The sequence below is a fragment of the Exiguobacterium abrahamii genome (assembly GCF_015645365.1).
Classification (GTDB): Bacteria; Bacillota; Bacilli; order Exiguobacteriales; family Exiguobacteriaceae; genus Exiguobacterium_A; species Exiguobacterium_A abrahamii.
This window is the reverse complement of the sequence record NZ_JADOYC010000005.1, coordinates 52219-73813: the sequence shown is the minus strand read 5'-3', so window position 1 is coordinate 73813 and position 21595 is coordinate 52219. Positions and strand designations below refer to the sequence as shown.

Below are 21595 nucleotides of genomic sequence, written 5' to 3'. Positions count from 1 at the left end.
TATCCTTTTTCTTCTTTTGTCCATTTTAACGCCGTCGCTTGAAAAACGACTTGATCGAATGGAAGGACGAGAATTTGAAGAATGGCTTGCCGATTTATTTGAAACAGCAGGATATCGAGTCGAGTTGACACCTGCTTCACGCGACTTCGGAGCAGATTTGTTGATAGAGGATGAACGAGGGTATAAGATTGCCATCCAGGCAAAGCGATATAGTGCGGCTGTAGGGCTCGAAGCGGTTCAACAGGTCGCTGCCTCGGTTCCATTCTACGGGATGGACGAGGGGTGGGTCGTTACGAATTCGACCTTTACGGAAGCTGCGTATCAGCTAGCGGAACCAAATCAGGTTCGCCTCATTGATCGGGAAGAATTGCTCGCATTTGCAAAGGAGATGAACCTGCATTGAACATGTCGAATGATTGTCGACAAAAGGGGGTTGTCAATTTGGAGAAACGGTGCAATAATCATTTTCGTTAACGAAATATCATACAGATAAAGAAAGTTAAACTATACAGGATGTCTAAATAAACTGGGGACGAAAAACCAGCACGTTTTAGCAGTGAGAGGAGAATTTCTGTTGCGCAAAGTTGTCTATGTGCAGGGTTGCGTTTTTTCGCAAGGTCATGCCGCGATTTATGATGAAGCGCACCAAATGATTGGTGCGGTTCAACACGACGAGAATGGTCGTGTTCAAGTAATGAATGGTGAAGGTAGAGGAGTAGCGTTTGGTAAGTTCATTCCGACATGTAAGAAGTGGGTCGTGATGAACCATGATGGACAAGAGGTAGGTCAAATGCGTGAGAAGTTTTCGCTCTTCTCGAAGAAATGTGAGTACAACGTGTATGAGCGTGGTACGTTCACGATTTCCTTCGACCTGACAAAAGGAAAATTCTCCGTACGGAGTGCCGCTGGAGAAGTCGTTGCGGAATTGTTGCAAGACGGTGATGAGTACCGTCTCGTCAAGGATGCGGACAAACTCTCGATGTACGAACTACTCTCTGTCTTGAAAAGTCTGACGAACAACGTCCACTATAAATCACTGACAGCCGTCTAAATAAAAAAAGATGCCTTCCATGACATGGATGGCATCTTTTTTTCATCATGTCGTTTGCAGAACATGATGGAGGCGTTGTTTCGCTTCGTGTGTTAAATGCGATACACGACGGGCATAGAGACACAGTTGGAGAACGTGAACAGTTTCAGGGCGGTAAGCGTTAATGCGCTCGAGTGAGCGTCTGAGACGCTTCTCCGTCAATTCGATCGGACCACTTGTTTCTGCGTGTTGCGTGTAGACGAGATAAAAATTAAGCGGACTGATTAAATCATCCTCATCAATATTCGGATTCTTGAAGACGATCGTCAGCAGTTCTCGTGTTTCTTCTAACGAGAAGAGGTGTTTCAAATCATCCAGTAGATAGATGATCGAAGCTTGATTGATCGAGTACTTCTTTCCGCGATGCGGTACGCCGATGATGTCCCGGACTTCACGTTTCGTCCAGTTCTGGATCGTCGTCGCTGACATATGTTCGCCGATCAGGGCATTTGCCAAATGAACGATTTCATTGATGGATAGACCATTTTTTAATGGATCGAATTGCTTCAAGCGATTGATGACCTTCGGCAATTCTGTGCCTTCCGTTGCGACGAGGGGTTCGATTCCTTTTCCTTCGTTCAAGCGTTGCAGACAACTTGATAATGTTTGGACTGCTTGAGCATCATACATTTCCAAAACTTCCTCTCTAGGACGTCATTTGACCTTATGTTATCAAATGAAGGTTCAATAGGGCAAATGGCAACTGAAACAACGTACAATAATAGGAAAGAAAGGGGGAATGACGATGGAATGGATAGCTGCTCTTGGCACGATTGGAATCGTCGGGCTAGTTCTCGTCATCCTGGAAGTCATTGGACGCCGTTTCGGTTTTTCTCCCGAGACGGTTCGGAAATGGATTCATATTGCTGTCGGTCACTGGGTATTTCTTGCGCTGCTCTGGCTGGATCACTGGTACGTTGCGATCGTACCGTTGTTATTCTTTGCTGTCGTGAATCTAGTGACACTACGAAAAGGAATCGGTCAGATGCACGACGTCGATCGTCCTTCTTACGGAACGGTCTATTATCCACTCGCTCTAGCGGGACTCGTCCTGTTCTTCTTCGAACGACAACCGATGGCGCTTGTTGCGGGAAGCATGGTGCTTGCTTGGGGCGACGGTCTCGCGGCTCTCGTCGGAAAACGCTACGGAAAGACGTTTTACGTCCGTGGTGAGACGAAACGGTCCTTTGAAGGAAGTATCGCCCTGTTTTTGGCATCATTCCTCGTATTAACTGTGACGTTCTTGTTTTATGGACAACCGGTTTGGCTCGCTGTCAGTTATGGCTTTTTGCTTGCGAACATCGCAGCCTTGATCGAAGCCATCTCATATCGCGATCTCGACAACTTGATCTTGCCATGGACGATCGCGGCACTCGTTGCGTTTGCTTTTTAACGTTCAGTCGCGTAACAACAATTGTTTGAAATAGAGAAAGCGTAATCGAATATAGTCCGGGTACGCACGCCAACCTGCATGACGGATGGTCATATCCCGACACATATCCTGAAAGACATGGCGATAGATCTTTTCTTCGGAATCGTCATAAACAGCTGCGAACAAGCCATGTTCGAGCATGTTGGAAAGGCATTCATCGAGCTTAGCGTAGAGGGTCTCGTCGCTGTCTTCGCGCAATGTAGCATGCAGCTTCTCATATTGAATGCTTTGATTGACAGAAGCTGTCGCATGAAAGACGGTGGTTTTGTCGAGATGAGATACGCCAAGGATTAATGCATAGAGTGCTTCCAACGTGTCGTTCGAATGACCGTCCAGTTGTTGGATGGAATCAATGGCCATCAGCGTATCGATTCCAGATGCGCCAACCTTCTTTAAATATGTAAACGCATGAACAGCTGACTCCCCATAAAATTGACGATGATTGTAATGGACGGCAAGGAAACGATGTCCTGCTGGCTCTTCAGGGAACCGTGTGATGGCTGAAAGGAAAAACTGTTCTGCTTCGTGCATATATCCTTCATCTTCACTGATGATACCGAGGAGTATGTATCCGTGCACATGCTCACCGAGTTGCTGATGTGTCTCCTCGATCAGCCGGCGCGCTTGAGTGTGTTCGTTCTTGAAGTAAAGGGAATGAGCTGTAGCAATGTTGAGCAATGGATGAGATGGGACAAGAACACGTAAGCGCTCAGTTGCGGCAATACGTACGCTCTCTTCTGTATCGGATGTCAGTGCTTCGAGTAACGCGACTTCAGCGACGTGGCTCTGAAGTTCATGAGAATGGGCGGTTATGGTTTGTGTCATGTAATGAGATCCCCTCTACTAGTTCAAAATCATAAGTCTTCGTTTCTCATCATATGACAAGCCGAGTGTTGCCTCAAGAAGCAATAAAAAATAGTCGATGGTTCCTCAAAAAGGAATCATCGACTATTTCTACTTTCAAGATTATGCGTGTAGGTGAAGCACATCTTCAACGGATTTGTACGTGTATCCGAGATCGCGTGCGACCGCTTCGTACGTGACGAATCCTTGCGCGACATTCAATCCTTTTTCAAGAGCATCGTTTTCAGCAAGCGCACGGTGTGTGCCTTTGTTCGCGAGCTCAAGGACATACGGAAGCGTTGCGTTCGTCAATGCTAGTGTAGACGTACGTGGAACAGCACCTGGCATGTTCGCGACTGCGTAATGAACGACACCGAATTTTTCATATGTTGGGTCATCATGCGTCGAGATACGGTCGACCGTCTCGAAGATACCACCTTGGTCGATGGCAACGTCAACGATGACAGCGCCCGGCTTCATGCGTTTGACCATATCGGCAGTGACGAGTTTCGGTGCTTTTGCACCTGGAATCAAGACGGCACCGATGACGAGATCACTCTCAGCGACCGCTTCAGCAATCGTGTACGGGTTGGAGATCAATGTGTTGATCGAGTTACCGAAGATATCATCGAGCTGACGAAGGCGTTCTGGGCTGACATCGATGATTGTGACATCCGCACCGAGACCAACCGCGAGTTTCGCAGCATTCGTTCCGACGACACCGCCGCCGATGACTGTGACTTTTCCACGACGAACCCCAGGAACACCTGCAAGCAGGATGCCCATACCACCGTGTGGTTTTTCCAAGAACTGTGCACCGATTTGTGATGCCATACGTCCTGCGACTTCACTCATTGGTGTTAACAATGGAAGTGTGCGGTTCTTTTCAACCGTCTCATAAGCAATTGCTGTGATGTTCGAATCAACGAGTGCACGTGTCAGTTCTGGCTCAGCCGCTAGGTGAAGATACGTGAACAATGTCAGATCCGGACGGAAGTATTGGTACTCTGAAGCGATCGGTTCTTTAACTTTTAAAGCAAGTTCGGCTGTTGCCCAGACTTCAGCAGCAGTCGCGATGATTTCAGCACCTGCTTTGACGTACTCTTCGTTCGTGAAGCCACTCCCCATACCTGCCATTGATTCAATGATGACACGATGTCCTTGTGCATGTAACGCTGCTACCCCGGCAGGTGTTAATGCAACACGGTTTTCGTTGTTTTTGATTTCCTTTAATACTCCAATGATCATGTGAACGCGATCCCCTTTCGCAAATAAACAAATCAATTTCTCTTCATCTTCAGTATACGAGAAATGAAAGCGTTCTACTTTATCGGTGTTTTCAAAAATAACCGATATCCTTTGTGAAAAATCACAAAGGATATCGGTCTGCTTTTAGGTACAAATAAAGTAAGGAGCGTTCAGGTAAAGATTCCATTCGAATGCCCGCTTCCTCCTCGATCCGTCGCATCCGATAGAGGATCGTGTTCGGATGGACATGGAGATGGGAGGCGACTTGTTTGACGTTCCCATCATAATGAAGAAACCATTCTAGCGTCTCACATAAGGAGGAAGCATGTTTCACATCGTAAGCACGCAGACGTTCGATTTCTTCCAAGCGAACCGTCCGCCGTCGCAGACGCTCCGAGAAAATCGGTAAGAGTTGGAATAGGCCGAGACGTTCGTAACGGGTCACGTTCTTCAACTCAAATGGAAAGGCATCTTTCAAACGCAAGACGATGCCCGCTTCTTCATAGCGCTCGGGAATCGTTTGGACCCCGGTGAAGACTTCACTACTTGCTGCGACGAAGTCCGTATAATCAAATCGCTCTGCGAGTAGTTGTCGGAACGACTGGATGAAGGCATCGAACTGCAGACGCTCTTGTTCTGCGTCGCGGTCGTTTGTGCTGATCCACAAGATAAAATCCGTCTCATCATACGCATAAAGTAACGGACGAACCGTCTGCTGGATCGTCAATAAATAGCGCAGACGATCGGCGAGACGTGGTGTGATCGCCTCCGAAAAACGGATGACCGTCAAACGACTGATGCCGGGTGGTGCGACATGGAGTTTAGAGAACATCTTCAGAATCTCTGACTCGGATAGTTCTTCATGTAATAACTCGAAGAAAAACTGTTCCGTCTGCTCTTCCTTCCGTTTTTTCTGCATGTCGATCGCCAGTAACTGACGTTGAGCAAGTAGAGCTCCTTTCTTTAAGTCTGCTAGTTCCGACGGAGTAAAAGGAGTGCTTCGCGCAATCGACCAGATATAGCCGAGAATTTCTGAATCTTGCTTGATCGCAATAGCGACACGGTCATTCAGTCCGACACCGGTACGTGCAGAAATAATGAGTGGATCATCTTGTGTAGCAAGGCTCTGGATGACTTCATCTTTCCAGAGTTGGTCGATGACTGATTCCGGTACCCGGCGACCAATGATCGTTGCGACACGGGCAGGGTCGGTATCAGCTGTATGCGTACTATACGCAAGAAGGCGGTGATTGCGATCTTCAATCGTAATCGGGGCATTCAAGGCAATACCGATCGCTTCCGCTAAGTCGTCTAAGGAATGATATGAAGCTTCTAACATGGGATTTCCCTTCTTTCTCTTTCACTCGATAGTTTTAGTATATCTTCTATTGTGTAAAATCACAAAAAGTATTCTTTTGTATTGTAAGAAAACACAACTGCATGCTACGGTAAGCCTCGGAAAAGAGAGAGAGGATGAAATGGCATGGAAGTGTTACGTCTGATATCGGCTTGGGTCTGGGGGATTCCGAGTATGATGTTGTTGGTAGGAACAGGAGTGTACTTTACGATCCGTTTACGTGGTCTTCAGTTTCGGCGTTTAAAACAAGCGTTTCAATTATCTGTTCAAAAATCAGGGCAAGGTGAAGGTGAAATCAGTAGCTTTCAGATGTTGATGACGTCCCTCGCGGCGACGATCGGAAATGGCAACATCGCAGGGATTGCTGTCGCCTTGACGATGGGCGGACCGGGCGCAGTCTTTTGGATGTGGGTCATCGGTTTAATTGGAATGGCGACGAAATATGCAGAGAGCCTCCTTGCCATTCTCTTTAGAAGTCGAAACGAACGCGGAGAGGCCGTCAGTGGACCGATGTATTATATCGAAAAGGGACTAGGACCTAAATTTAAATTCCTCGCCATCCTGTTTGCGGTATTTGGTTTGATCGCATCATTTGGTGTTGGGAATACGGTGCAAGCGAATGCGATGGCAACGGTGCTTGAGCAATCGTTCCGTGTGCCGCTGCTAGTATTCGGCATTCTGCTCGCAATTGCGGTCTATGTATCGATTCGTGGTGGGCTCGAACGCGTCAGTGCGATCTCGACGATCTTCGTTCCGATCATGAGCTTACTCTATATCGGTGCCGCTTGTGTCCTTTTAGTATTGAAGGCAGATCAGATTCTACCAGCCTTTGGTTTAATCTTTGAGTACGCCTTCCAGCCGCTTGCGCCGGCGGGAGCCTTCACCGGTGTATCAATCATGATGGCGATGCAAGTCGGTGTAGCACGGGGGATTTTCACGAACGAAGCAGGACTTGGGACGGCAGCCTTGATTGCTGGATCTGCAAAAAGTGAGCGTCCGGTCGAACAAGGATTGATTTCGATGACGAGTACCTTCATCGTAACCTTGATCGTCTGTACGATGACGGCACTCGTCCTTCTGACGACAGGTTTTTGGGATCCATCAGGTGGACTACATTCAGGTATGATGCATGATGCGAATCTTTCCGGGGCAGCACTGACAGCAACCGCATTTGCGAGTGTTCTTGGATCATTTGGAGAATGGACGGTCGCTTTCTCCGTCTTCTTCTTCGGTTATTCAACAATCATCGGTTGGTATGTCTATGGAGAGAAGTGCTTGGAGTACTTGAGCGGTACGACACGCTTCAACGAAGGATACCGCGTGTTCTTTGCGCTCGCAGCCTGTTATGGTGCGGTCGCGCAATTAGAACCGTTGTGGCTGGTCGCGGATATTGCAAATGGATTAATGATGATTCCGAACTTGATTGGAATGTTGTTCTTGTCGCACTTAGTCATTGAACAAACGAGAGATTATGAACGAGCCGGTCACAAACGAGTGGCTTAACGGGAAAAAGCGGCTGACTCAAAAAAAGAATGACGCGTCTTTTCACGCCCTTTCCTCAGGTGAGACACAAGTCGGTTTTCCTGCTTCATTAAGCAGGAAAGCGGGTCTTGATTGTCTCTGACAGCGCAAATGCGCTTTTTCCTGTAGGAGTGGCGCGAAACGCGTCATTCTTTTTGTTACAAGATAAGGGTGGCAGATCATCATTCTGCCACCCTTATTTTTGTAGAGACTGACTTTTGAGTCAGCCCCTTTTCTGATGAGACGATTCATCCATTCGTTCGACGACGGCTGTAGATGAGGAGCGTCAGTAAGAAAATCAAACTAAGCGCAACGAGGACAGAGAGTGAAGCGACGTTCCAGCCGATGACTTCGAGTAGGACACTGACCGCAACTGTCAAATAGAAGATACCGAGGTACTTTTTGACGAACGGACTTTCGAAATGCGTCAACTGTTTCGCGCCAATCGGTGCTCCGAGCAAGGCGCCGACGATCAGCATGATCCCGACGAGGATATCGATATTCGTGCTCGCGACCGTATAGTTGACGAGTCCCGATAAGACGATCAGTAACGCGGAGGCAATACTCGTTCCAACCGCACGTTTCAACTCATAGCCAACAATCCCGACGAGTAACGGTGTGATGATGAATCCACCGCTGACACCGAGAAGCGAAGAGATGAATCCAGCGAACAGACCAGTAAAGGCAAGGGCAAGATATCGATTTTTCCAACCCGTCTGTTCACCGGTCGTTGCTTTCGGACGTAAGAACTTATTTGCGAAGTAGAGTAAGAGTCCGATATAAACGATCGAGATGACGAGATGAGCACCGTTGACTTCCTCTAAACGAAGGACAAGTGGTGTCGCGATCGTCGAACCGATGATTCCGACACCCCCGACGACAAGGCTATCGCGCCAGATGACATTTTTAAGACGTAAGTGAGAGATCGTACCTGAAACCGTTGATCCGAGAGTCAACATGAGACTGGTCGCGATCGCAACACTTGGAGCATATCCTAAAATGAGTAGTAGGGGTGTCAAGATGATACCGCCACCGATTCCGAAAAAGCCGGAGATGATTCCAATGAAAAATCCGAGGATTAAGAAATAATAAAAAGCGAGATCCATGTACAGTCTTCCTTTCTTTTTCTTCTCTATTCTTCACTTAGTATGGCAATGAATGAGAAGAATGTAAAAGGGGACGGCTCCTTCAAGGGGGTTGAAGGAGCCGTTAAGGGGAACTTATTCTTTTGACGCGGCGACTTCTGCAGCTGCATCGATACCGGTATTGGCCTTGACTACGATACGTTCGAAGTTACCGGCAACTTCGTTCGATTTCGTCAACAATGTCCCGACGATGGCTCCGAGGAAGCCAAGCGGGATGGAGACGATTCCTGGATTCGTCAGCGGGAAGAGGGCTTCCCCGACGAACAAGGCTGAACCGTCGACTGCCCAAAGGTTTGGACTGAGTGCGACGAGAATCAGTGAAGAGAATAACCCGACGACCATACCTGTGACAGCTCCGCCAGTATTGAAACGGCGCCAGAAGATCGTCAAGAGAATGACTGGCAAGTTGGCACTTGCCGCGACAGCAAAGGCAAGCGAAACGAGGAATGCGACGTTCATCGTTTGTGCGAACAATGCCAGTACCATCGAAATCAAGGCGACGGCGATGGAAGCGAGTCGTGCTGCCGTCATCTGTTCTTTTTCCGTTGCTTGTCCTTTGCGTAAAATATGACTATAGAAGTCATGGGCAAAGGCGGATGCTGCGGATAAGACGAGTCCCGCAACAACGGCGAGGATCGTCGCAAAGGCGACCGCGGCAACGAACGCGAAGAGTAAATCACCACCGAGTGCTTGGGCGAGAAGTGGTGCCGCCATGTTACCAGCAGCATTGGCAGCAATGATATCTTCAGAACCGACGAAAGCAGCGGCACCAAAGCCGAGGAAGATCGTCAAGATATAAAAGGCACCGATGATCCACGTCGCATATACGACAGATTTACGAGCAGTCGGAGCATCCTTAACAGTAAAGAAACGAATCAAGATATGTGGTAATCCAGCCGTTCCGAGAACGAGCGCGAGATTCAATGAAATCGTATCAAGCGGTAATTTGAACTTGTTTCCGGGATTCAAGAATGAATCACCGAGCGGTGTCGCTTGTTTGACTTCTGCAAACATCTTGAAGATCGAAAAATCGAACTTGGCGAATACCATGAACGAAATGACAGCTGTTCCTGCCATCAAGAGAATCGCTTTGATGATTTGAACCCATGAGGTCGCTGTCATACCACCGAAGACAACGTAGACTGTCATCAAGATACCAACGATGATGACACTCGTCGTGTAAGGAATTCCTAATAACAGTTCAATCAAGGCACCCGCACCAACGAGTTGCGCAATCATATAGAAAATCGAGATCGCGATGGAGTTCATGGCAGCGACACCGCGAACTTTTGAAGCATTGAAACGAGCGGCAATCATATCCGCCATCGTGTATTTCCCAAGGTTCCGAAGTGGTTCGGCAACGAGGTATAAGACGACGAGATAAGCAACGAGAAAACCGATCGAGTAGAAAAAACCATCGAATCCAGCTAAAGCGATCATCCCAGCAATTCCGAGGAACGAGGCAGCGGACATATAGTCGCCGGCAATCGCCATCCCGTTTTGTGCACCAGTGAGTCCACCATCCGCTGTATAAAAGTCGTTAGCAGTTTTGGTTTTACGAGCAGCAAAGTATGTAATGACGAGCGTCAAACCGACGATCGCTGCAAATAAAGCAACGGCAGTATAATTCATTTCGACTCCTCCTTGATCTGTTCGACGAGTCGATCAAAGGCACGTGCTTTTTTGCTATACATCATGCAGAACGTCCACGTCATGATGAACTGAGCAAACGCGAAGATCCAAGCACCCGTAATATCACCGAATACCGGCTGATTTAAAATCGTAAAGTAGCTTGTCAAAATCGGAAGCGTAAAATAAAAAATAAGACAGAAACTGATGGCTGGAAGAATGAAGCCATTCTTTTGACGCATCAATTGTTGAAAGGTAGCGCTCTCGACGATTGCTGGAGCAGATTGAGTCGCTTCATTTTTCTGGACTTCGGATACTTGATGCATGAGGACGCCTCCTTCAAGGAATGAATGTAAATTCATTATAAGGATGTCGTTTCTGGAAAAGCTATCCTAATTTTTAAGAAGAAAAGCTCATTATTATACTAATATTGGTCATACCAATTTAATGTAAGCGTTTGCAATATTGAACATTGTTTGAACGTTATTTTTGTATATTAATTACATTTCAAAATGATTCAAAAGACCTAGTCCTTGGAAAATGAGAACAGCTTAAAAAGCCTGCCTATGGAATCATAGACAGGCTTGAGTCATTTTTCAGATGGACGTTCGATCTTATCTTCGATTTCCCGTAAATGATCCGCACGTTTTGAGAGCGCACGACGCTTCAGCCATTCTTCCGTCCCGCGACTGACTCCCCAGATAGCGAGTAAAATCAAAAATAGAAGGACAAGACGCATCGGACGTTCAAGGAACGTGGACCATTCCTTTCCGATTAGCGAGAAGATGATGACGACGATCAGACGACCCGCACCAGCAGCGATCAAATACGTCCGCAACGATAGTTGAATCATGGCGGAAATGGACGTGATGATGAACGCAGGCATGAACGGAAGCGAGAAAAAGAATCCGAGTGAGATGGGACTCATGTGACGAACACGTTCGATCCACTGTTGCGCGGCATGGTGTTTTTCAAGCCAACGCGTGACCGGACGACGAAATAGATATCGAATACAAGCGAAGACAACGAGTGATCCAAGCATGCTCCCGACCCATGATACGAGAACACCCATACCAAAACCATAGGTTGCCGCATTCGCGGAAATGATCAGGACGAGTGGCAGGAAAGGAAATAGAGACTCAAGAAACGGGGCAATCAAACCGGTGGCAGCTCCTCCAGGTAAGTCTTGGAGAAAGAAAATCATCTGCTCGATCCAGTCACGAAGTGTATGGAGCATTCGGAATCCTCCTTGCGAGATGTACTACTGTGTTTTATTTTACCTCTTTCTGATTCAGAAAGGGAATGAAATTCCTTGAAAGGGATTCAGGAATTGTAGATTGTACATTCGAAAGGGAGTTGGTATTATACTTAAATGGGTGCGTTTTGCAGGCGTTCCCAGCTAGTCAATAGCTAGACGCTTCGTTTGCCAACGTTCGTTTTACTGCAAAAAACTGACATGGGGGCTAATGAGGAATATGAAACCTTATCGCGTACTATTATTTTATAAGTATGTTCCGATTGAAAATGCGGAACAGCTAACGAAAGAGCATCTTGCTTACTGTAAAGAGCTCGGTATTAAAGGTCGGATTTTGATCGCACCAGAAGGAATCAACGGCACACTCTCTGGAACGGTCGAACAAACGGAACAATACATGAAGGACTTGACGGCGGATCCACGATTTGCTGACATCGAATTCAAAATCGATGAAGTCGAAGAGCACGCCTTCAAAAAGACGTTCGTCCGTTACAAAAAAGAACTCGTCACATGGCGTTTTGAGGATGAATTCAACGTACCAGAAGAACACGCTGCGTATCTTGAACCAGCAGAGTGGAAAGAAATGATGAAACAAGATGATGTCGTCATTCTCGATGTACGCAACAACTATGAATACGACCTCGGACACTTCAAGAATGCTGTAAAAGTCGATGTCGAGGCTTCACGGGAATTCCCGGAGTGGCTTGACGAGAACGAGCATTTGTTTGAAGGAAAAAAGGTTCTCACATACTGTACGGGTGGTGTTCGTTGTGAAAAATTCACGGCGTACTTCCGTAAACGGCAACAGAGTGATGATATCTTCCACCTAAAAGGCGGAGTCGTCATGTACGGAAAAGATGAACAGACGCAAGGAGAAGACTGGGAGGGCGAACTATACGTCTTTGATGAGCGTGTACAAGTTCCTGTCAATGCCGTCAATCCTTCTGTCGTCTCAGAATGTTACTACTGTGGAAAACCGGAGACGCGCTACGTTAATTGTGCGAACCCGGAATGTAATCGACAGCACTTCTGCTGCGAAGAATGCGAACCAAAAGTTATGCGTTCGTGTTCCGATGAATGCCGGGAGCATCCGCGCAACCGTTATGAAAAAGAGCAACAAGAAGAATTAGTATAAGGCACGCGTAAAAAGCCGGAGGATTTCTTTAGTAGAAATCGCCCGGCTTTTTGTGTATTCACGAGGAAGGAAACAAGTAACGCAAAACATCCGGTAAACGTTTCGCCCATGCGGTTTCATGATGAATCGCTTCCGGGATGATCGTATAGCGACTTTGAGTGAGTTTCTGTTCGACCGCTCGCGCTAAGACATCATTTGTGTGTAAATAATCCGTTTCCGTCATCGGACCACTCATTTCTTTTGTCCCAACATCCATATAACAGCGATGGGTAGCAGACAGCGACGGACTGCGCTCGATGAATTCAAGGAGTGAGGAGAAGTTTGCCCATCCGGCAGTCGACAGGGCAGCGACACGCGTGATGACTTCCGGATACGCGAACAATCCATAGAGCGAGATGACGCCACCCATCGAGCTGCCAATCATCGTCGTATCGTCAGGGCGTGTCGCGTAGTTGGCATCAATGTATGGTTTTAGCTCGCGAATGATCCAGTCCATGTAGACCTTACCGTTTCCCCCGATCGACTTCCGGTGCGAAGGATAAGCGGTTCGCATCAATAAAGCTTCATCACTCCAAGGAGCGTAGTCGTCGTAACGGTCCATGCCGTCTTCTGGACTATCAATCGCAACGACCATTGCCGGAATCTGTGTCTGTTGTAGCGCAAGATGAATCTCCCAGCCTTTTCCGAACGAGGCGGTTTCTCCACTGAAGACGTTTTGTCCATCGTGCATATAAATCACTGGTAACGCTTCAGAAGGATCTAGATGGGGCGGCCGATGAATCCGAATCGTCCGGTGAGCTTGTGATGTCGGTAGCGTCATTTCAATTTCCGTAATCGACAATAGAGTCACGACCTTTCAAAGATTTGCGTAATGCGCGGTACAATTGCGTCCGTTGTGTTTTCCGCCGACATAGAGTGCATGGTCGGCTTGACGTAACGACTCTTCGAACGTCCGTTGATATCTTTCCTCCACTGTATCAATTCCGAGGCTGACCGTTAAGGACAGTCGGTGACCATCGACGAGGAAGGGACGATCCATGACCGCATGGCGGACCGTCTCGGCAATCTGGATAGCAGCCTCTTGACTACCATTTCGCAACAGAAGCACGAATTCCTCCCCGCCATAACGAGCAGCAAAGACATCATCATATTGCAATTGGATCGCCTGGATACGTCGACCGAGTTCACGAAGGACGAGATCGCCCACTTTATGACCGTACGTATCATTGACACGTTTGAAATGATCGATATCGAACAGGATCACGGAGAGCGGATAGCAGTCAGCGGAAAATTCCTGCCGACCGTGTTCGTAAAAAGCACGACTATTCGGTAACTCGGTCAAGGCATCGGTCCGACTTTCCGTATAGAGTTGGACCGTTTCACGTGAGCGTTCTAAGACGCGACAAAAGATGCGGAGCAAACGAGACAATTCGTCGGCATTCGTCACATCATAGGCGTCTGCGACTTGATGGAACAGGATGATTGAAACATCAACCTCACCGCTTGTAATCGAAGGAATCGCTAACATCGAGTGACGATCGACAGGCAATCCGATTTGAATATCGTTTCCCCAGTCGCAACGCAGACCATAGATGATCGGGGTATGCAAATCGTCGGCTGACAAGGAATGAAACAGTGGTAACACGTCGATCGGTTGTTTCGTCCGAATGTTATAGATGACTTGTTTCCGCTGTTGTTGAATTGAGATCCAACCTTCAGAAAACGGCAACAGATGTGGTAAATCGAGGAGCAGTGAATCGATCGTCTCGCGTTCGAAGCGGGAAATCAACAAGTGTTCCTTCGCATCATCGAATCGCTTGGCATTATCGTTTGCTTCAAGGGAGTCACCACGTTCTTGCAACAGACGTTTGAACAAGAAGAGAATCAAGGCGGATACTGTAGCCGCGACGAGCGGACTTTCATCGTAGAACCAGATTCCGAGTAGAGCACTTAACATGCTAATCCCGTAGACGAGGGACTGCAACTTTACGAGACGTTGCCAATCGTATTTCAAGTAGAGGAAGCGATTGACGAACAGACATTGGAAGTAAGAGACAAGAAAGACGGTGATTAAAAAGCCGGTGAAGGGAATCAAAGCTTTCATATACGTAAAGCTGGAACCGATTGGTCCGCCGAGCGCATAATACGCAAAGGCCGGAAGCGAGATGTAGACTAAATCGAACAAGGCATTGATCGGGTAGAGATAAACGAAACGTTTCCAACGAATCGCTTTTCGATGAGACATGAATTGAAAGACGAGAATCCCGACTTGGCTTAAAATCAAGGCGTACGTTAAACCGTAATTGAGGAATAAAAATAAGATGATGCCTTCTTGAAATGTATAGTAAATGCCACCACGACGAACATTATCGAACTGAAACAGGAGAACGAGTCCGAATAAATAAAGGGTGTTGATGATGGAGACAGAAGGATGGAAGGTTGGTGGATGAACGATGCCGATCACTAATAATGTCAAGGCGACGAGACCGAAGACGATCCAGCTCGTCCGGGCTACATGTTGGTAGTAGCGCATGAAACATCCCTCCCCCTGAGAAGTATCTTTTATTCCTATACCCGAATTGTGGAAATTTTGATAAGCCATTTACCAAAAAAATAAGGTTGAGAGAAAAGAAAGAATTGCGTATAATGTGAAAGATATCGAATACAGTCAATGATGAAGAGAGTAACGGTTGATATTCGTCAACTAGCGAATCAGGGAATGGTGGAAGCCTGAGGACGAACCGGTCGTGAAACGCACTTCTGAGACGCTGCCCGATTCCTGATGGAAAAGGCGTAGCCGGGGGAACCCCGTTATCCCCGAACAAGGTGGGTGTCGAAATGACACCAAGAAGAGTGGTACCGCGGTCATTCCGTCTCTTTGCGCGTGGCGCAAGGGGCGTTTTTTATTGCCAAAAAATCAGTGAAGCAGGAGGAAATAAAGATGAGTTATAAAGCGCAGTATGCAGAAGTATTACATCACGTCATGGAAGGTGCCTTATCGGTTGAACAAATCGAACAACTGATCGAGCAACCGAAACATGAAGATCATGGAGATCTGGCATTCCCATGTTTCATGCTCGCGAAAGCATTCCGTAAAGCACCGAACATGATTGCTTCGGAGCTCGCAGAAAAAATTGACGCGCCGTTGTTCTCGAACGTTCAAGCTGTTGGTCCTTACATCAACGTCTTCTTGAACCGGGAAGTCGTCTCGCAAGAAATCGTTAACCAAGTCCTGACGGAGAAAGAGGCATTCGGATCAAGTGAAGCGAATGGAAAAACGATCGTCACGGACTTCTCAGCGCCAAACATCGCGAAACCTTTCTCGATGGGTCACTTGCGTTCGACGGTCATCGGGAACGCGCTCAACCAAATCTCACGTAAAAAAGGGTACGACGTCGTCGGGATCAACCATCTAGGGGACTGGGGAACACAGTTCGGGAAATTGATGGTGGCTTACACGATGTGGGGTGAGGAAGAGGCAGTTCGTGCAGAACCAATCAAGGAATTGTTGAAATTATACGTCCGGTTCCACGAAGAAGCGGAAACGAACCCAGCTCTTGAAGATGAAGGACGTCTCTGGTTCAAAAAACTCGAGCAAGGTGATGAGCAGGCGACGACGCTTTGGACGTGGTTCCGTGAAGTTTCACTCGTCGAGTTCAACCGTGTCTATGAGATTCTCGGTGTTAAATTCGATAGCTTGAACGGAGAAGCCTTCTATAACGATAAGATGCAACACGTCATCGATTTGCTCGAAGAAAAAGATCTCCTCGTCGAATCAGAAGGGGCAATGGTCGTCGACCTCGAAGCAGAAGGTATGCCACCTGCCTTGATTAAAAAGAAAGATGGCGCAACGCTTTATGCGACACGTGACTTAGCAGCTGCCGTCTATCGTCTCGAAACGTACCGCTTTGAGCAGGCGTTCTACGTCGTCGGTGGGGAACAAGCGCTTCACTTCAAGCAATTGTTCGCAGTCTTGAAGAAACTTGGATTTGAGAACGTCGACGGAATGCACCATGTGCCGTTCGGTCTGATCATGAAGGACGGAAAGAAAATGTCGACGCGTAAAGGTCGGATCGTATTGCTTGAAGAAGTACTACAAGAAGCGATCGACGTCGCGAAGCAAAACATCGCGGAAAAAAATCCGAACTTAGCGAATGCCGAAGCAACGGCTCGTCAAGTAGGTGTCGGCGCCGTCATCTTCCACGACTTGAAGAACGAACGGATGAACAACATCGAGTTCGATCTTGAGCAGATGTTGAAATTCGAAGGCGAAACAGGACCGTATGTCCAGTACACGAATGCCCGTGCGCACTCGTTGCTCCGTAAAGGTGGCTATGATGGCACACCATTCGCTGGTAGTGCCGATGATCATGCATGGGGTGTCGTCTCGATGCTAAACCAATTCTCGACGGTCATCGATCGCGCGTTCACACGTCGCGAGCCGTCAATCATCAGCCGCTACGTCTTAGATCTTGCACAAAGCTTCAATAAATACTACGGACACGTCCGTGTTCTCGAAGATGACGCAGCAAAACAATCGCGTCTTGCACTCGTCAAGTCGGTTACGATCGTCTTGACAGAGGGTCTTCGTTTACTCGGTGTCGGCGCTCCAGAAGAAATGTAAGACCAATCCACGAATAAGAAGAGGTAGATTATGAAGACTGAGACGAAAGAACGATTACAGCAAGCTGCTTCACAAATGAAGCAGGAGCCTTTGGCAGAAACGGTCGCCTTCATGGCTGATTTTCACGGGAAAGTCGCTGCTTGGTTACCGGGAGAGTCTGTCGATTTCGTTCACGATTTCGTGACGGCGCCGGAAGCCGATTTGATTGCTCCGATCGAAGGAGACGCATTACGGACGAAAGATAATTTTGAATTCTTCATGCGTAAGAAACAGACACGAAAAAAACTTGGGGAATTGTTGACGCTTTGGAAGTCGGCACGCACGACAGAGACGTTGAGTCAAATCGATGTGATCGGATTGAAAAAGTGGCTCGCCCGAAATGAATTCCGTTCGGAAGACAAGCCGTGGGATTATTTGAACCGTCTGCATGTTCTCTTGTTCCTTGATTTGATGACGACGATCATCGATGATCATCGATTGACGAGTCTGCATGAGCAACTTGTCGGTACGACACCAGTTCCGACGAGCTTCGTACGTCGTCAAGGGGATGTCCGTCAAGTCATCGAAACATTCGCGGAAGAGACGAACTTCACACAAGTGGATGTCGTCAAGGCATCGCTTGTCCGTTATCTCTGATCAATAAGATGCATGAACAAAAGCCGTCGAGCCCTGTGCCCGACGGCTTTTGTCGTATCTTCTTAGTTCGCCTGATAGAACACAATCGTTTGTTGCTCTGAATCGTAAAGACACCATTCTCGTTCGAATACGACGGGACCTAGATTGACGGCATACCGTTTGCCTTTGATGGATAAAGTTTGACCTAGTGGGCTCGGTTTGGCGATGCCATTTCGAAACAAACCTCTGATATGACTATGACCAAAAAAGAGTAACGGTTCGCGTTGTTGTGACAGGTCGGGTAGAAAATCCCGCGACCAACTGAGTTGATCTCCATGAATCAATAACGCCCCCTCGATCCGTTGTTTTCGAGGGCAGTCGCGTAATGCATCGATGACAGGAGATAGATGTGGTGGAACGAGCGACAGGATGCGCTCTTCTTGATTACCAAGTAACGTCTTAAAATCAATCAGCTTTAAAAAATCATCATCGAGCGTCACGACGAGGGAGAGCGATTCGAAAGAATAGCGCTTCGCTCGCTTTTTACCGACATGGCATTCATGAACATCACCGAGACAAAACAAATGCACATCGGGAGCGAGCCGCCGTATGTCAGCTAGGACAGCCGCTGTGTCGGCTAATGAGCTATGAAGATCCGCAAAAAGGGCATAACGCATGATCGACCACTCCTTTGTTAAGGAGATACCCGAAAATGCGTCATGCCCATCTTTTTTCAATTAAGTCGTACGGATCTTATTCTGTTTCGACTGTGACGCCACGTTCTGCGAAGACGACTTTTGCGACTTCAAGTGCGTTCAAGACACGTGGGAATCCAGTGTAAGGAACAAGATGCATGATAGCTTCGACGATTTCGTTTCCTGTTAAACCAGCTGTCAATCCAGTATTGATGTGGAGAGCAAGCTGTGGTTCTGTACCTTGTGTGACGAGAGAAGCAATCGTAACGATTGCGCGGTCACGGTTGACGAGACCATCGCGGCTGTAAACTTCACCGTATGCGAAATCCGTGATCCACTCACCGACTGCTGGAGCGATATCTTTCAGGGATTCAGAGATTTTGTCATGCGTAGATTGTGCAGCGTTTGCGTCTGTGAATTCGCTGAGTTTTTTAACGCCTGTTTCGTGACGTGATTCAAAATGAGTTGCCATGGTAAAGGACTTCCTTTCTTTTTTAACGATGTTCTTATCGTAAAGGAAGAAATACCATGCTACAAATACATGGTTTTTATGAAAGGTATGCTTATTTGGAATATATATCGCTGACGAATTGAATCCACTTCCGCGTCACGTACGATTGATAGCGACCGGTCGGAACGGCGATTCCTAAGTGCCACGGGACACGTGTTTCAAGCGGAATCGTTTTGACGCCACGAATCGAAAAGCGATCCGCGATCGAACGCGGCAGGACAGTCACGGCATTTCCTTCTGCGACTAGTAAACATAAGAAGTCCCACTGCGAGCTCACCCGAGACACGTTAGGCGTAAATCCGGCATCTTGGCAGGCGTTCAAGACGACATCGTGTAGTGAGAATGTTTCATTGAACAAGACGAACGGCATGTCGGCGACTTCCTCTAACGCAATCATCGACCGATCGGCGAGTGGGTGATCATTTGGTAAAAACAAATGCAATTCTTCTTCAATGAAGGGGTGTGTCGTTAAATGCTCATCCGAAGGCAGCACCGTTGCGATCAAATCGACTTCACCGGCGACGACCGCTTTTTCTAGCGCATGCCCACCGGCTTCGATTAATTCGATTTGAATCATCGGATACATCTCTTCGAAGCGACGCAGGAGACCCGGGAAAAACAGCGAACCGATCAGTGGGGGCACACCGAGCCGAATCGTTCCCTTCGTCAGATGCATGACATCATAGAGGTGGGAAGGCAGGTCAGATAACTGCCGCAGAATCTTTTCACCTTCAATCAATAAGGTCTCACCGGCATCCGTCAGGACGATTTGTCGTTTACTCCGATCGAACAATTCCATCTCAAGTTCTTCTTCTAAGTGACGGACCATTTTACTGAGTGTCGGTTGCGTGACGTGGAGATGTTCAGCGGCACGAGTGAAGCTTTTGAAGCGTGCCACTTCCGTAAAGTATTCCAGTTGGCGGAAATCCATCAGTATTCTCCTATTCTTTTGAGTTATAGATGTCATAACAAGTATTCATTTTTATTATTCTTTCAATCAGCGTACAGTAAAGAGACCGAACACGTAAAGGTAAAGAAAGAAGGAATCCATCATGATGAAACAACTCGAAGGAAAAGTTGCATTAATTACAGGAGCAGCAAGCGGAATCGGTCTTGAGATTGCTGAAGAATTTGCTCAAGAAGGTGCGAAGGTCGTCATCGTCGATCTTCAGGAAGAAGCTGCAAAACGCTCTGCTGAAACACTTCGTGAAAAAGGCTTCGATGCGTTTGCTGTCGCAGGTGACGTGACGAATGAAGAGGCAATCAAATCAAGTATCGATCAGACGGTCGCGCATTACGGAACGATTGACATCGTCATCAATAACGCGGGGATGCAACACGTCTCACCAATCGAAGAGTTCTCGACTGAGAAATTCGACTTGCTTCAAAGCATCATGCTTCGTGCACCATTCCTTTATACGAAATATGTCTTCCCGATCATGAAAAAACAAGGCTCTGGACGAATCTTGAACATGTCATCGATTAACGGATTGATTGGTTTTGCAGGGAAAGCTGCCTATAACAGCGCGAAACATGGTGTCATCGGTTTAACGAAAGTCGCAGCATTAGAAGGAGCAACTTCTGGTATTACGGTCAACGCGATTTGCCCAGGATATGTCGATACACCACTCGTCCAAAATCAGTTGTCTTCGCTCGCTGAGACACGGAACGTACCGCTCGAGCATGTTTTAGAAGAGGTCATTTATCCGCTTGTTCCGCAAAAACGGTTACTGCAAGTCAAAGAAATCGCGGATTACGCTATTTTCCTTGCAAGTGACAAAGCAGCAGGTGTCACTGGTCAAGCTGTCGTTCTTGATGGTGGATATACGGCGCAGTAAGAAACAGCCTAAATGAAGGGAGGTACTTTTTGGATACGATCCAGAAAGCACCTCCCTTTTTGGTTTGCTAGGTTGAACGAAAGTGTTCAGATTTTTTAGTGAATCGATTAACGGAAGTTAATGAACTGGACGTCGACCGATAATGGAAGTTCACGAACGATTTGCATCACTTGTTGCAAGTCGTCACGTGATTTACCTGTGACACGGATTTGGTCATCTTGGATTTGTGTTTTCACTTTTAATTTTGATTCCTTGACGGCATTGTTGATCTTTTTCGCATCGTCACGATCGATTCCACTTTTAAGGATAACGCGTTGACGGACTGTATTCCCGGCAGCCTGCTCGACTTTTTCGTACTGCAGGTTTTTGGTCGGGACTTCGCGCTTGATCAATTTTGCTGTTAAGACGTCTTTAACTTGATCGAGTTTGAAATCGTCATCAGAGATTAGAATCAGATCCTCTTTTTCGAGCTTCATGTCGCTCTTTGAACCTTTGAAATCGAAGCGGTTCGTGATTTCCTTCAATGCGATCTGAACTGCATTCTTGACTTCCTCGATGTTGATTTGTGACACGATATCAAATGAATTATCTTTTGCTGCCATTTTAATCTCCCCTTTCATTCCACTCTCTATTTTAGAGAGGAATACCGGAAGCGTC

General features: G+C 47.3%; 22 protein-coding genes and 1 other annotated feature. Of the genes, 8 read left to right on the top strand and 14 right to left on the bottom strand.

Annotated elements, in window-relative coordinates; translation table 11 throughout:
* Positions 1-16 precede the first annotated feature (16 nt).
* Positions 17-403, top strand: a complete 387-nt coding sequence (locus ITJ88_RS13580) for a restriction endonuclease (protein WP_230088865.1) — start codon at positions 17-19, stop codon at positions 401-403.
* 171 nt (positions 404-574) lie between these two features.
* Positions 575-1051: an LURP-one-related family protein gene (locus ITJ88_RS13575; protein ID WP_023469691.1), complete on the top strand. Its 477-nt coding sequence runs from the start codon at positions 575-577 to the stop codon at positions 1049-1051.
* Positions 1052-1096: 45 nt separating this feature from the next.
* Here ITJ88_RS13575 and ITJ88_RS13570 read toward each other — a convergent pair whose 3' ends face one another.
* A complete protein-coding gene (locus tag ITJ88_RS13570) occupies positions 1097-1720 on the bottom strand; it encodes a DUF1836 domain-containing protein (RefSeq protein WP_023469690.1) in 624 nt (207 codons plus the stop codon).
* Positions 1721-1835: 115 nt separating this feature from the next.
* On the opposite strand from ITJ88_RS13570, the gene ITJ88_RS13565 reads away from it, so the two are divergent.
* Positions 1836-2483, top strand: a complete 648-nt coding sequence (locus ITJ88_RS13565) for a diacylglycerol/polyprenol kinase family protein (RefSeq protein WP_087681632.1) — start codon at positions 1836-1838, stop codon at positions 2481-2483.
* Positions 2484-2486: 3 nt separating this feature from the next.
* On the opposite strand, the gene ITJ88_RS13560 is transcribed toward ITJ88_RS13565, so the two are convergent.
* The 3 genes from ITJ88_RS13560 to ITJ88_RS13550 all read right to left on the bottom strand — a co-directional run bounded on the left by ITJ88_RS13560 (position 2487) and on the right by ITJ88_RS13550 (position 5952).
* Positions 2487-3347 carry a tetratricopeptide repeat protein gene (locus ITJ88_RS13560; RefSeq protein WP_195865995.1) on the bottom strand — a complete coding sequence of 287 codons (861 nt, stop codon included), beginning with the start codon at positions 3345-3347 and terminating at the stop codon, positions 2487-2489.
* Positions 3348-3488: 141 nt separating this feature from the next.
* Positions 3489-4613 (bottom strand): alanine dehydrogenase, encoded by a 1125-nt coding sequence (ald, locus tag ITJ88_RS13555; RefSeq protein WP_029342897.1) that lies wholly within the window; start codon positions 4611-4613, stop codon positions 3489-3491.
* Between the two features lie 121 nt (positions 4614-4734).
* Positions 4735-5952: a PucR family transcriptional regulator gene (locus tag ITJ88_RS13550; RefSeq protein ID WP_195865994.1), complete on the bottom strand. Its 1218-nt coding sequence runs from the start codon at positions 5950-5952 to the stop codon at positions 4735-4737.
* Between the two features lie 144 nt (positions 5953-6096).
* On the opposite strand from ITJ88_RS13550, the gene ITJ88_RS13545 reads away from it, so the two are divergent.
* Positions 6097-7473, top strand: coding sequence for an alanine/glycine:cation symporter family protein (locus tag ITJ88_RS13545; protein ID WP_195865993.1), 1377 nt, complete (start codon positions 6097-6099; stop codon positions 7471-7473).
* 266 nt (positions 7474-7739) lie between these two features.
* Here ITJ88_RS13545 and ITJ88_RS13540 read toward each other — a convergent pair whose 3' ends face one another.
* The 4 genes from ITJ88_RS13540 to ITJ88_RS13525 all read right to left on the bottom strand — a co-directional run bounded on the left by ITJ88_RS13540 (position 7740) and on the right by ITJ88_RS13525 (position 11502).
* Positions 7740-8597, bottom strand: a complete 858-nt coding sequence (locus tag ITJ88_RS13540) for a sulfite exporter TauE/SafE family protein (protein WP_195865992.1) — start codon at positions 8595-8597, stop codon at positions 7740-7742.
* A 114-nt stretch (positions 8598-8711) separates the two neighbouring features.
* Positions 8712-10268 carry a solute symporter family protein gene (locus tag ITJ88_RS13535; protein ID WP_064300677.1) on the bottom strand — a complete coding sequence of 519 codons (1557 nt, stop codon included), beginning with the start codon at positions 10266-10268 and terminating at the stop codon, positions 8712-8714.
* Positions 10265-10591: a DUF485 domain-containing protein gene (locus ITJ88_RS13530; protein ID WP_023469682.1), complete on the bottom strand. Its 327-nt coding sequence runs from the start codon at positions 10589-10591 to the stop codon at positions 10265-10267. Before ITJ88_RS13530 ends, ITJ88_RS13535 begins: the two co-directional genes overlap by 4 nt.
* Positions 10592-10854: 263 nt before the next feature.
* Positions 10855-11502: a TVP38/TMEM64 family protein gene (locus ITJ88_RS13525; protein WP_023469681.1), complete on the bottom strand. Its 648-nt coding sequence runs from the start codon at positions 11500-11502 to the stop codon at positions 10855-10857.
* A gap of 238 nt (positions 11503-11740) precedes the next feature.
* On the opposite strand from ITJ88_RS13525, the gene trhO reads away from it, so the two are divergent.
* The gene (gene trhO / locus ITJ88_RS13520) at positions 11741-12655 is read left to right on the top strand and encodes an oxygen-dependent tRNA uridine(34) hydroxylase TrhO (RefSeq protein WP_082663183.1); all 915 of its coding nucleotides are present in this window, start codon (positions 11741-11743) and stop codon (positions 12653-12655) included.
* A gap of 58 nt (positions 12656-12713) precedes the next feature.
* Here trhO and ITJ88_RS13515 read toward each other — a convergent pair whose 3' ends face one another.
* Positions 12714-13496 carry an alpha/beta hydrolase gene (locus tag ITJ88_RS13515; protein ID WP_195865991.1) on the bottom strand — a complete coding sequence of 261 codons (783 nt, stop codon included), beginning with the start codon at positions 13494-13496 and terminating at the stop codon, positions 12714-12716.
* 15 nt (positions 13497-13511) lie between these two features.
* Positions 13512-15188 carry a GGDEF domain-containing protein gene (locus ITJ88_RS13510; RefSeq protein WP_195865990.1) on the bottom strand — a complete coding sequence of 559 codons (1677 nt, stop codon included), beginning with the start codon at positions 15186-15188 and terminating at the stop codon, positions 13512-13514.
* Positions 15189-15317: 129 nt separating this feature from the next.
* Positions 15318-15536 (top strand) — a binding site (T-box leader).
* A gap of 60 nt (positions 15537-15596) precedes the next feature.
* Between ITJ88_RS13510 and argS the strand changes: the two genes are divergently transcribed.
* Together argS and ITJ88_RS13500 are read left to right on the top strand one after the other, a co-directional pair.
* Positions 15597-17279 carry an arginine--tRNA ligase gene (argS, locus tag ITJ88_RS13505; protein ID WP_195865989.1) on the top strand — a complete coding sequence of 561 codons (1683 nt, stop codon included), beginning with the start codon at positions 15597-15599 and terminating at the stop codon, positions 17277-17279.
* 30 nt (positions 17280-17309) lie between these two features.
* Positions 17310-17915, top strand: a complete 606-nt coding sequence (locus tag ITJ88_RS13500) for a hypothetical protein (protein ID WP_195865988.1) — start codon at positions 17310-17312, stop codon at positions 17913-17915.
* A gap of 62 nt (positions 17916-17977) precedes the next feature.
* Here ITJ88_RS13500 and ITJ88_RS13495 read toward each other — a convergent pair whose 3' ends face one another.
* The 3 genes from ITJ88_RS13495 to ITJ88_RS13485 all read right to left on the bottom strand — a co-directional run bounded on the left by ITJ88_RS13495 (position 17978) and on the right by ITJ88_RS13485 (position 20031).
* On the bottom strand, positions 17978-18571 hold the full coding sequence (locus tag ITJ88_RS13495; RefSeq protein ID WP_195865987.1) for a metallophosphoesterase family protein: 594 nt from the start codon (positions 18569-18571) through the stop codon (positions 17978-17980).
* A gap of 76 nt (positions 18572-18647) precedes the next feature.
* On the bottom strand, positions 18648-19061 hold the full coding sequence (locus ITJ88_RS13490; protein WP_023469674.1) for a carboxymuconolactone decarboxylase family protein: 414 nt from the start codon (positions 19059-19061) through the stop codon (positions 18648-18650).
* 91 nt (positions 19062-19152) lie between these two features.
* Positions 19153-20031 carry a LysR family transcriptional regulator gene (locus ITJ88_RS13485; protein WP_058265682.1) on the bottom strand — a complete coding sequence of 293 codons (879 nt, stop codon included), beginning with the start codon at positions 20029-20031 and terminating at the stop codon, positions 19153-19155.
* Between the two features lie 121 nt (positions 20032-20152).
* Here ITJ88_RS13485 and ITJ88_RS13480 point away from each other — a divergent pair, with 121 nt between their 5' ends.
* Positions 20153-20938: a 3-hydroxybutyrate dehydrogenase gene (locus ITJ88_RS13480; RefSeq protein WP_058704411.1), complete on the top strand. Its 786-nt coding sequence runs from the start codon at positions 20153-20155 to the stop codon at positions 20936-20938.
* A 107-nt stretch (positions 20939-21045) separates the two neighbouring features.
* Here the strand turns inward: ITJ88_RS13480 and ITJ88_RS13475 are convergent, their stop codons facing one another.
* The gene (locus ITJ88_RS13475; RefSeq protein ID WP_023469671.1) at positions 21046-21540 is read right to left on the bottom strand and encodes a YajQ family cyclic di-GMP-binding protein; all 495 of its coding nucleotides are present in this window, start codon (positions 21538-21540) and stop codon (positions 21046-21048) included.
* Positions 21541-21595: the final 55 nt, after the last annotated feature.

Excerpts from the sequence above, each read along its gene's own strand:
- ITJ88_RS13570 (WP_023469690.1), bottom strand. The coding sequence starts at position 1,720 with ATGTATGATGCTCAAGCAGTCCAAACATTATCAAGTTGTCTGCAACGC.
- ITJ88_RS13565 (WP_087681632.1), top strand. The coding sequence starts at position 1,836 with ATGGAATGGATAGCTGCTCTTGGCACGATTGGAATCGTCGGGCTAGTT.
- ITJ88_RS13560 (WP_195865995.1), bottom strand. The coding sequence starts at position 3,347 with ATGACACAAACCATAACCGCCCATTCTCATGAACTTCAGAGCCACGTC.
- ald (WP_029342897.1), bottom strand. The coding sequence starts at position 4,613 with ATGATCATTGGAGTATTAAAGGAAATCAAAAACAACGAAAACCGTGTT.
- ITJ88_RS13550 (WP_195865994.1), bottom strand. The coding sequence starts at position 5,952 with ATGTTAGAAGCTTCATATCATTCCTTAGACGACTTAGCGGAAGCGATC.
- ITJ88_RS13545 (WP_195865993.1), top strand. The coding sequence starts at position 6,097 with ATGGAAGTGTTACGTCTGATATCGGCTTGGGTCTGGGGGATTCCGAGT.
- ITJ88_RS13540 (WP_195865992.1), bottom strand. The coding sequence starts at position 8,597 with ATGGATCTCGCTTTTTATTATTTCTTAATCCTCGGATTTTTCATTGGA.
- ITJ88_RS13535 (WP_064300677.1), bottom strand. The coding sequence starts at position 10,268 with ATGAATTATACTGCCGTTGCTTTATTTGCAGCGATCGTCGGTTTGACG.
- ITJ88_RS13530 (WP_023469682.1), bottom strand. The coding sequence starts at position 10,591 with ATGCATCAAGTATCCGAAGTCCAGAAAAATGAAGCGACTCAATCTGCT.
- ITJ88_RS13525 (WP_023469681.1), bottom strand. The coding sequence starts at position 11,502 with ATGCTCCATACACTTCGTGACTGGATCGAGCAGATGATTTTCTTTCTC.
- trhO (WP_082663183.1), top strand. The coding sequence starts at position 11,741 with ATGAAACCTTATCGCGTACTATTATTTTATAAGTATGTTCCGATTGAA.
- ITJ88_RS13510 (WP_195865990.1), bottom strand. The coding sequence starts at position 15,188 with ATGCGCTACTACCAACATGTAGCCCGGACGAGCTGGATCGTCTTCGGT.
- argS (WP_195865989.1), top strand. The coding sequence starts at position 15,597 with ATGAGTTATAAAGCGCAGTATGCAGAAGTATTACATCACGTCATGGAA.
- ITJ88_RS13500 (WP_195865988.1), top strand. The coding sequence starts at position 17,310 with ATGAAGACTGAGACGAAAGAACGATTACAGCAAGCTGCTTCACAAATG.
- ITJ88_RS13495 (WP_195865987.1), bottom strand. The coding sequence starts at position 18,571 with ATGCGTTATGCCCTTTTTGCGGATCTTCATAGCTCATTAGCCGACACA.
- ITJ88_RS13490 (WP_023469674.1), bottom strand. The coding sequence starts at position 19,061 with ATGGCAACTCATTTTGAATCACGTCACGAAACAGGCGTTAAAAAACTC.
- ITJ88_RS13485 (WP_058265682.1), bottom strand. The coding sequence starts at position 20,031 with ATGGATTTCCGCCAACTGGAATACTTTACGGAAGTGGCACGCTTCAAA.
- ITJ88_RS13480 (WP_058704411.1), top strand. The coding sequence starts at position 20,153 with ATGATGAAACAACTCGAAGGAAAAGTTGCATTAATTACAGGAGCAGCA.
- ITJ88_RS13475 (WP_023469671.1), bottom strand. The coding sequence starts at position 21,540 with ATGGCAGCAAAAGATAATTCATTTGATATCGTGTCACAAATCAACATC.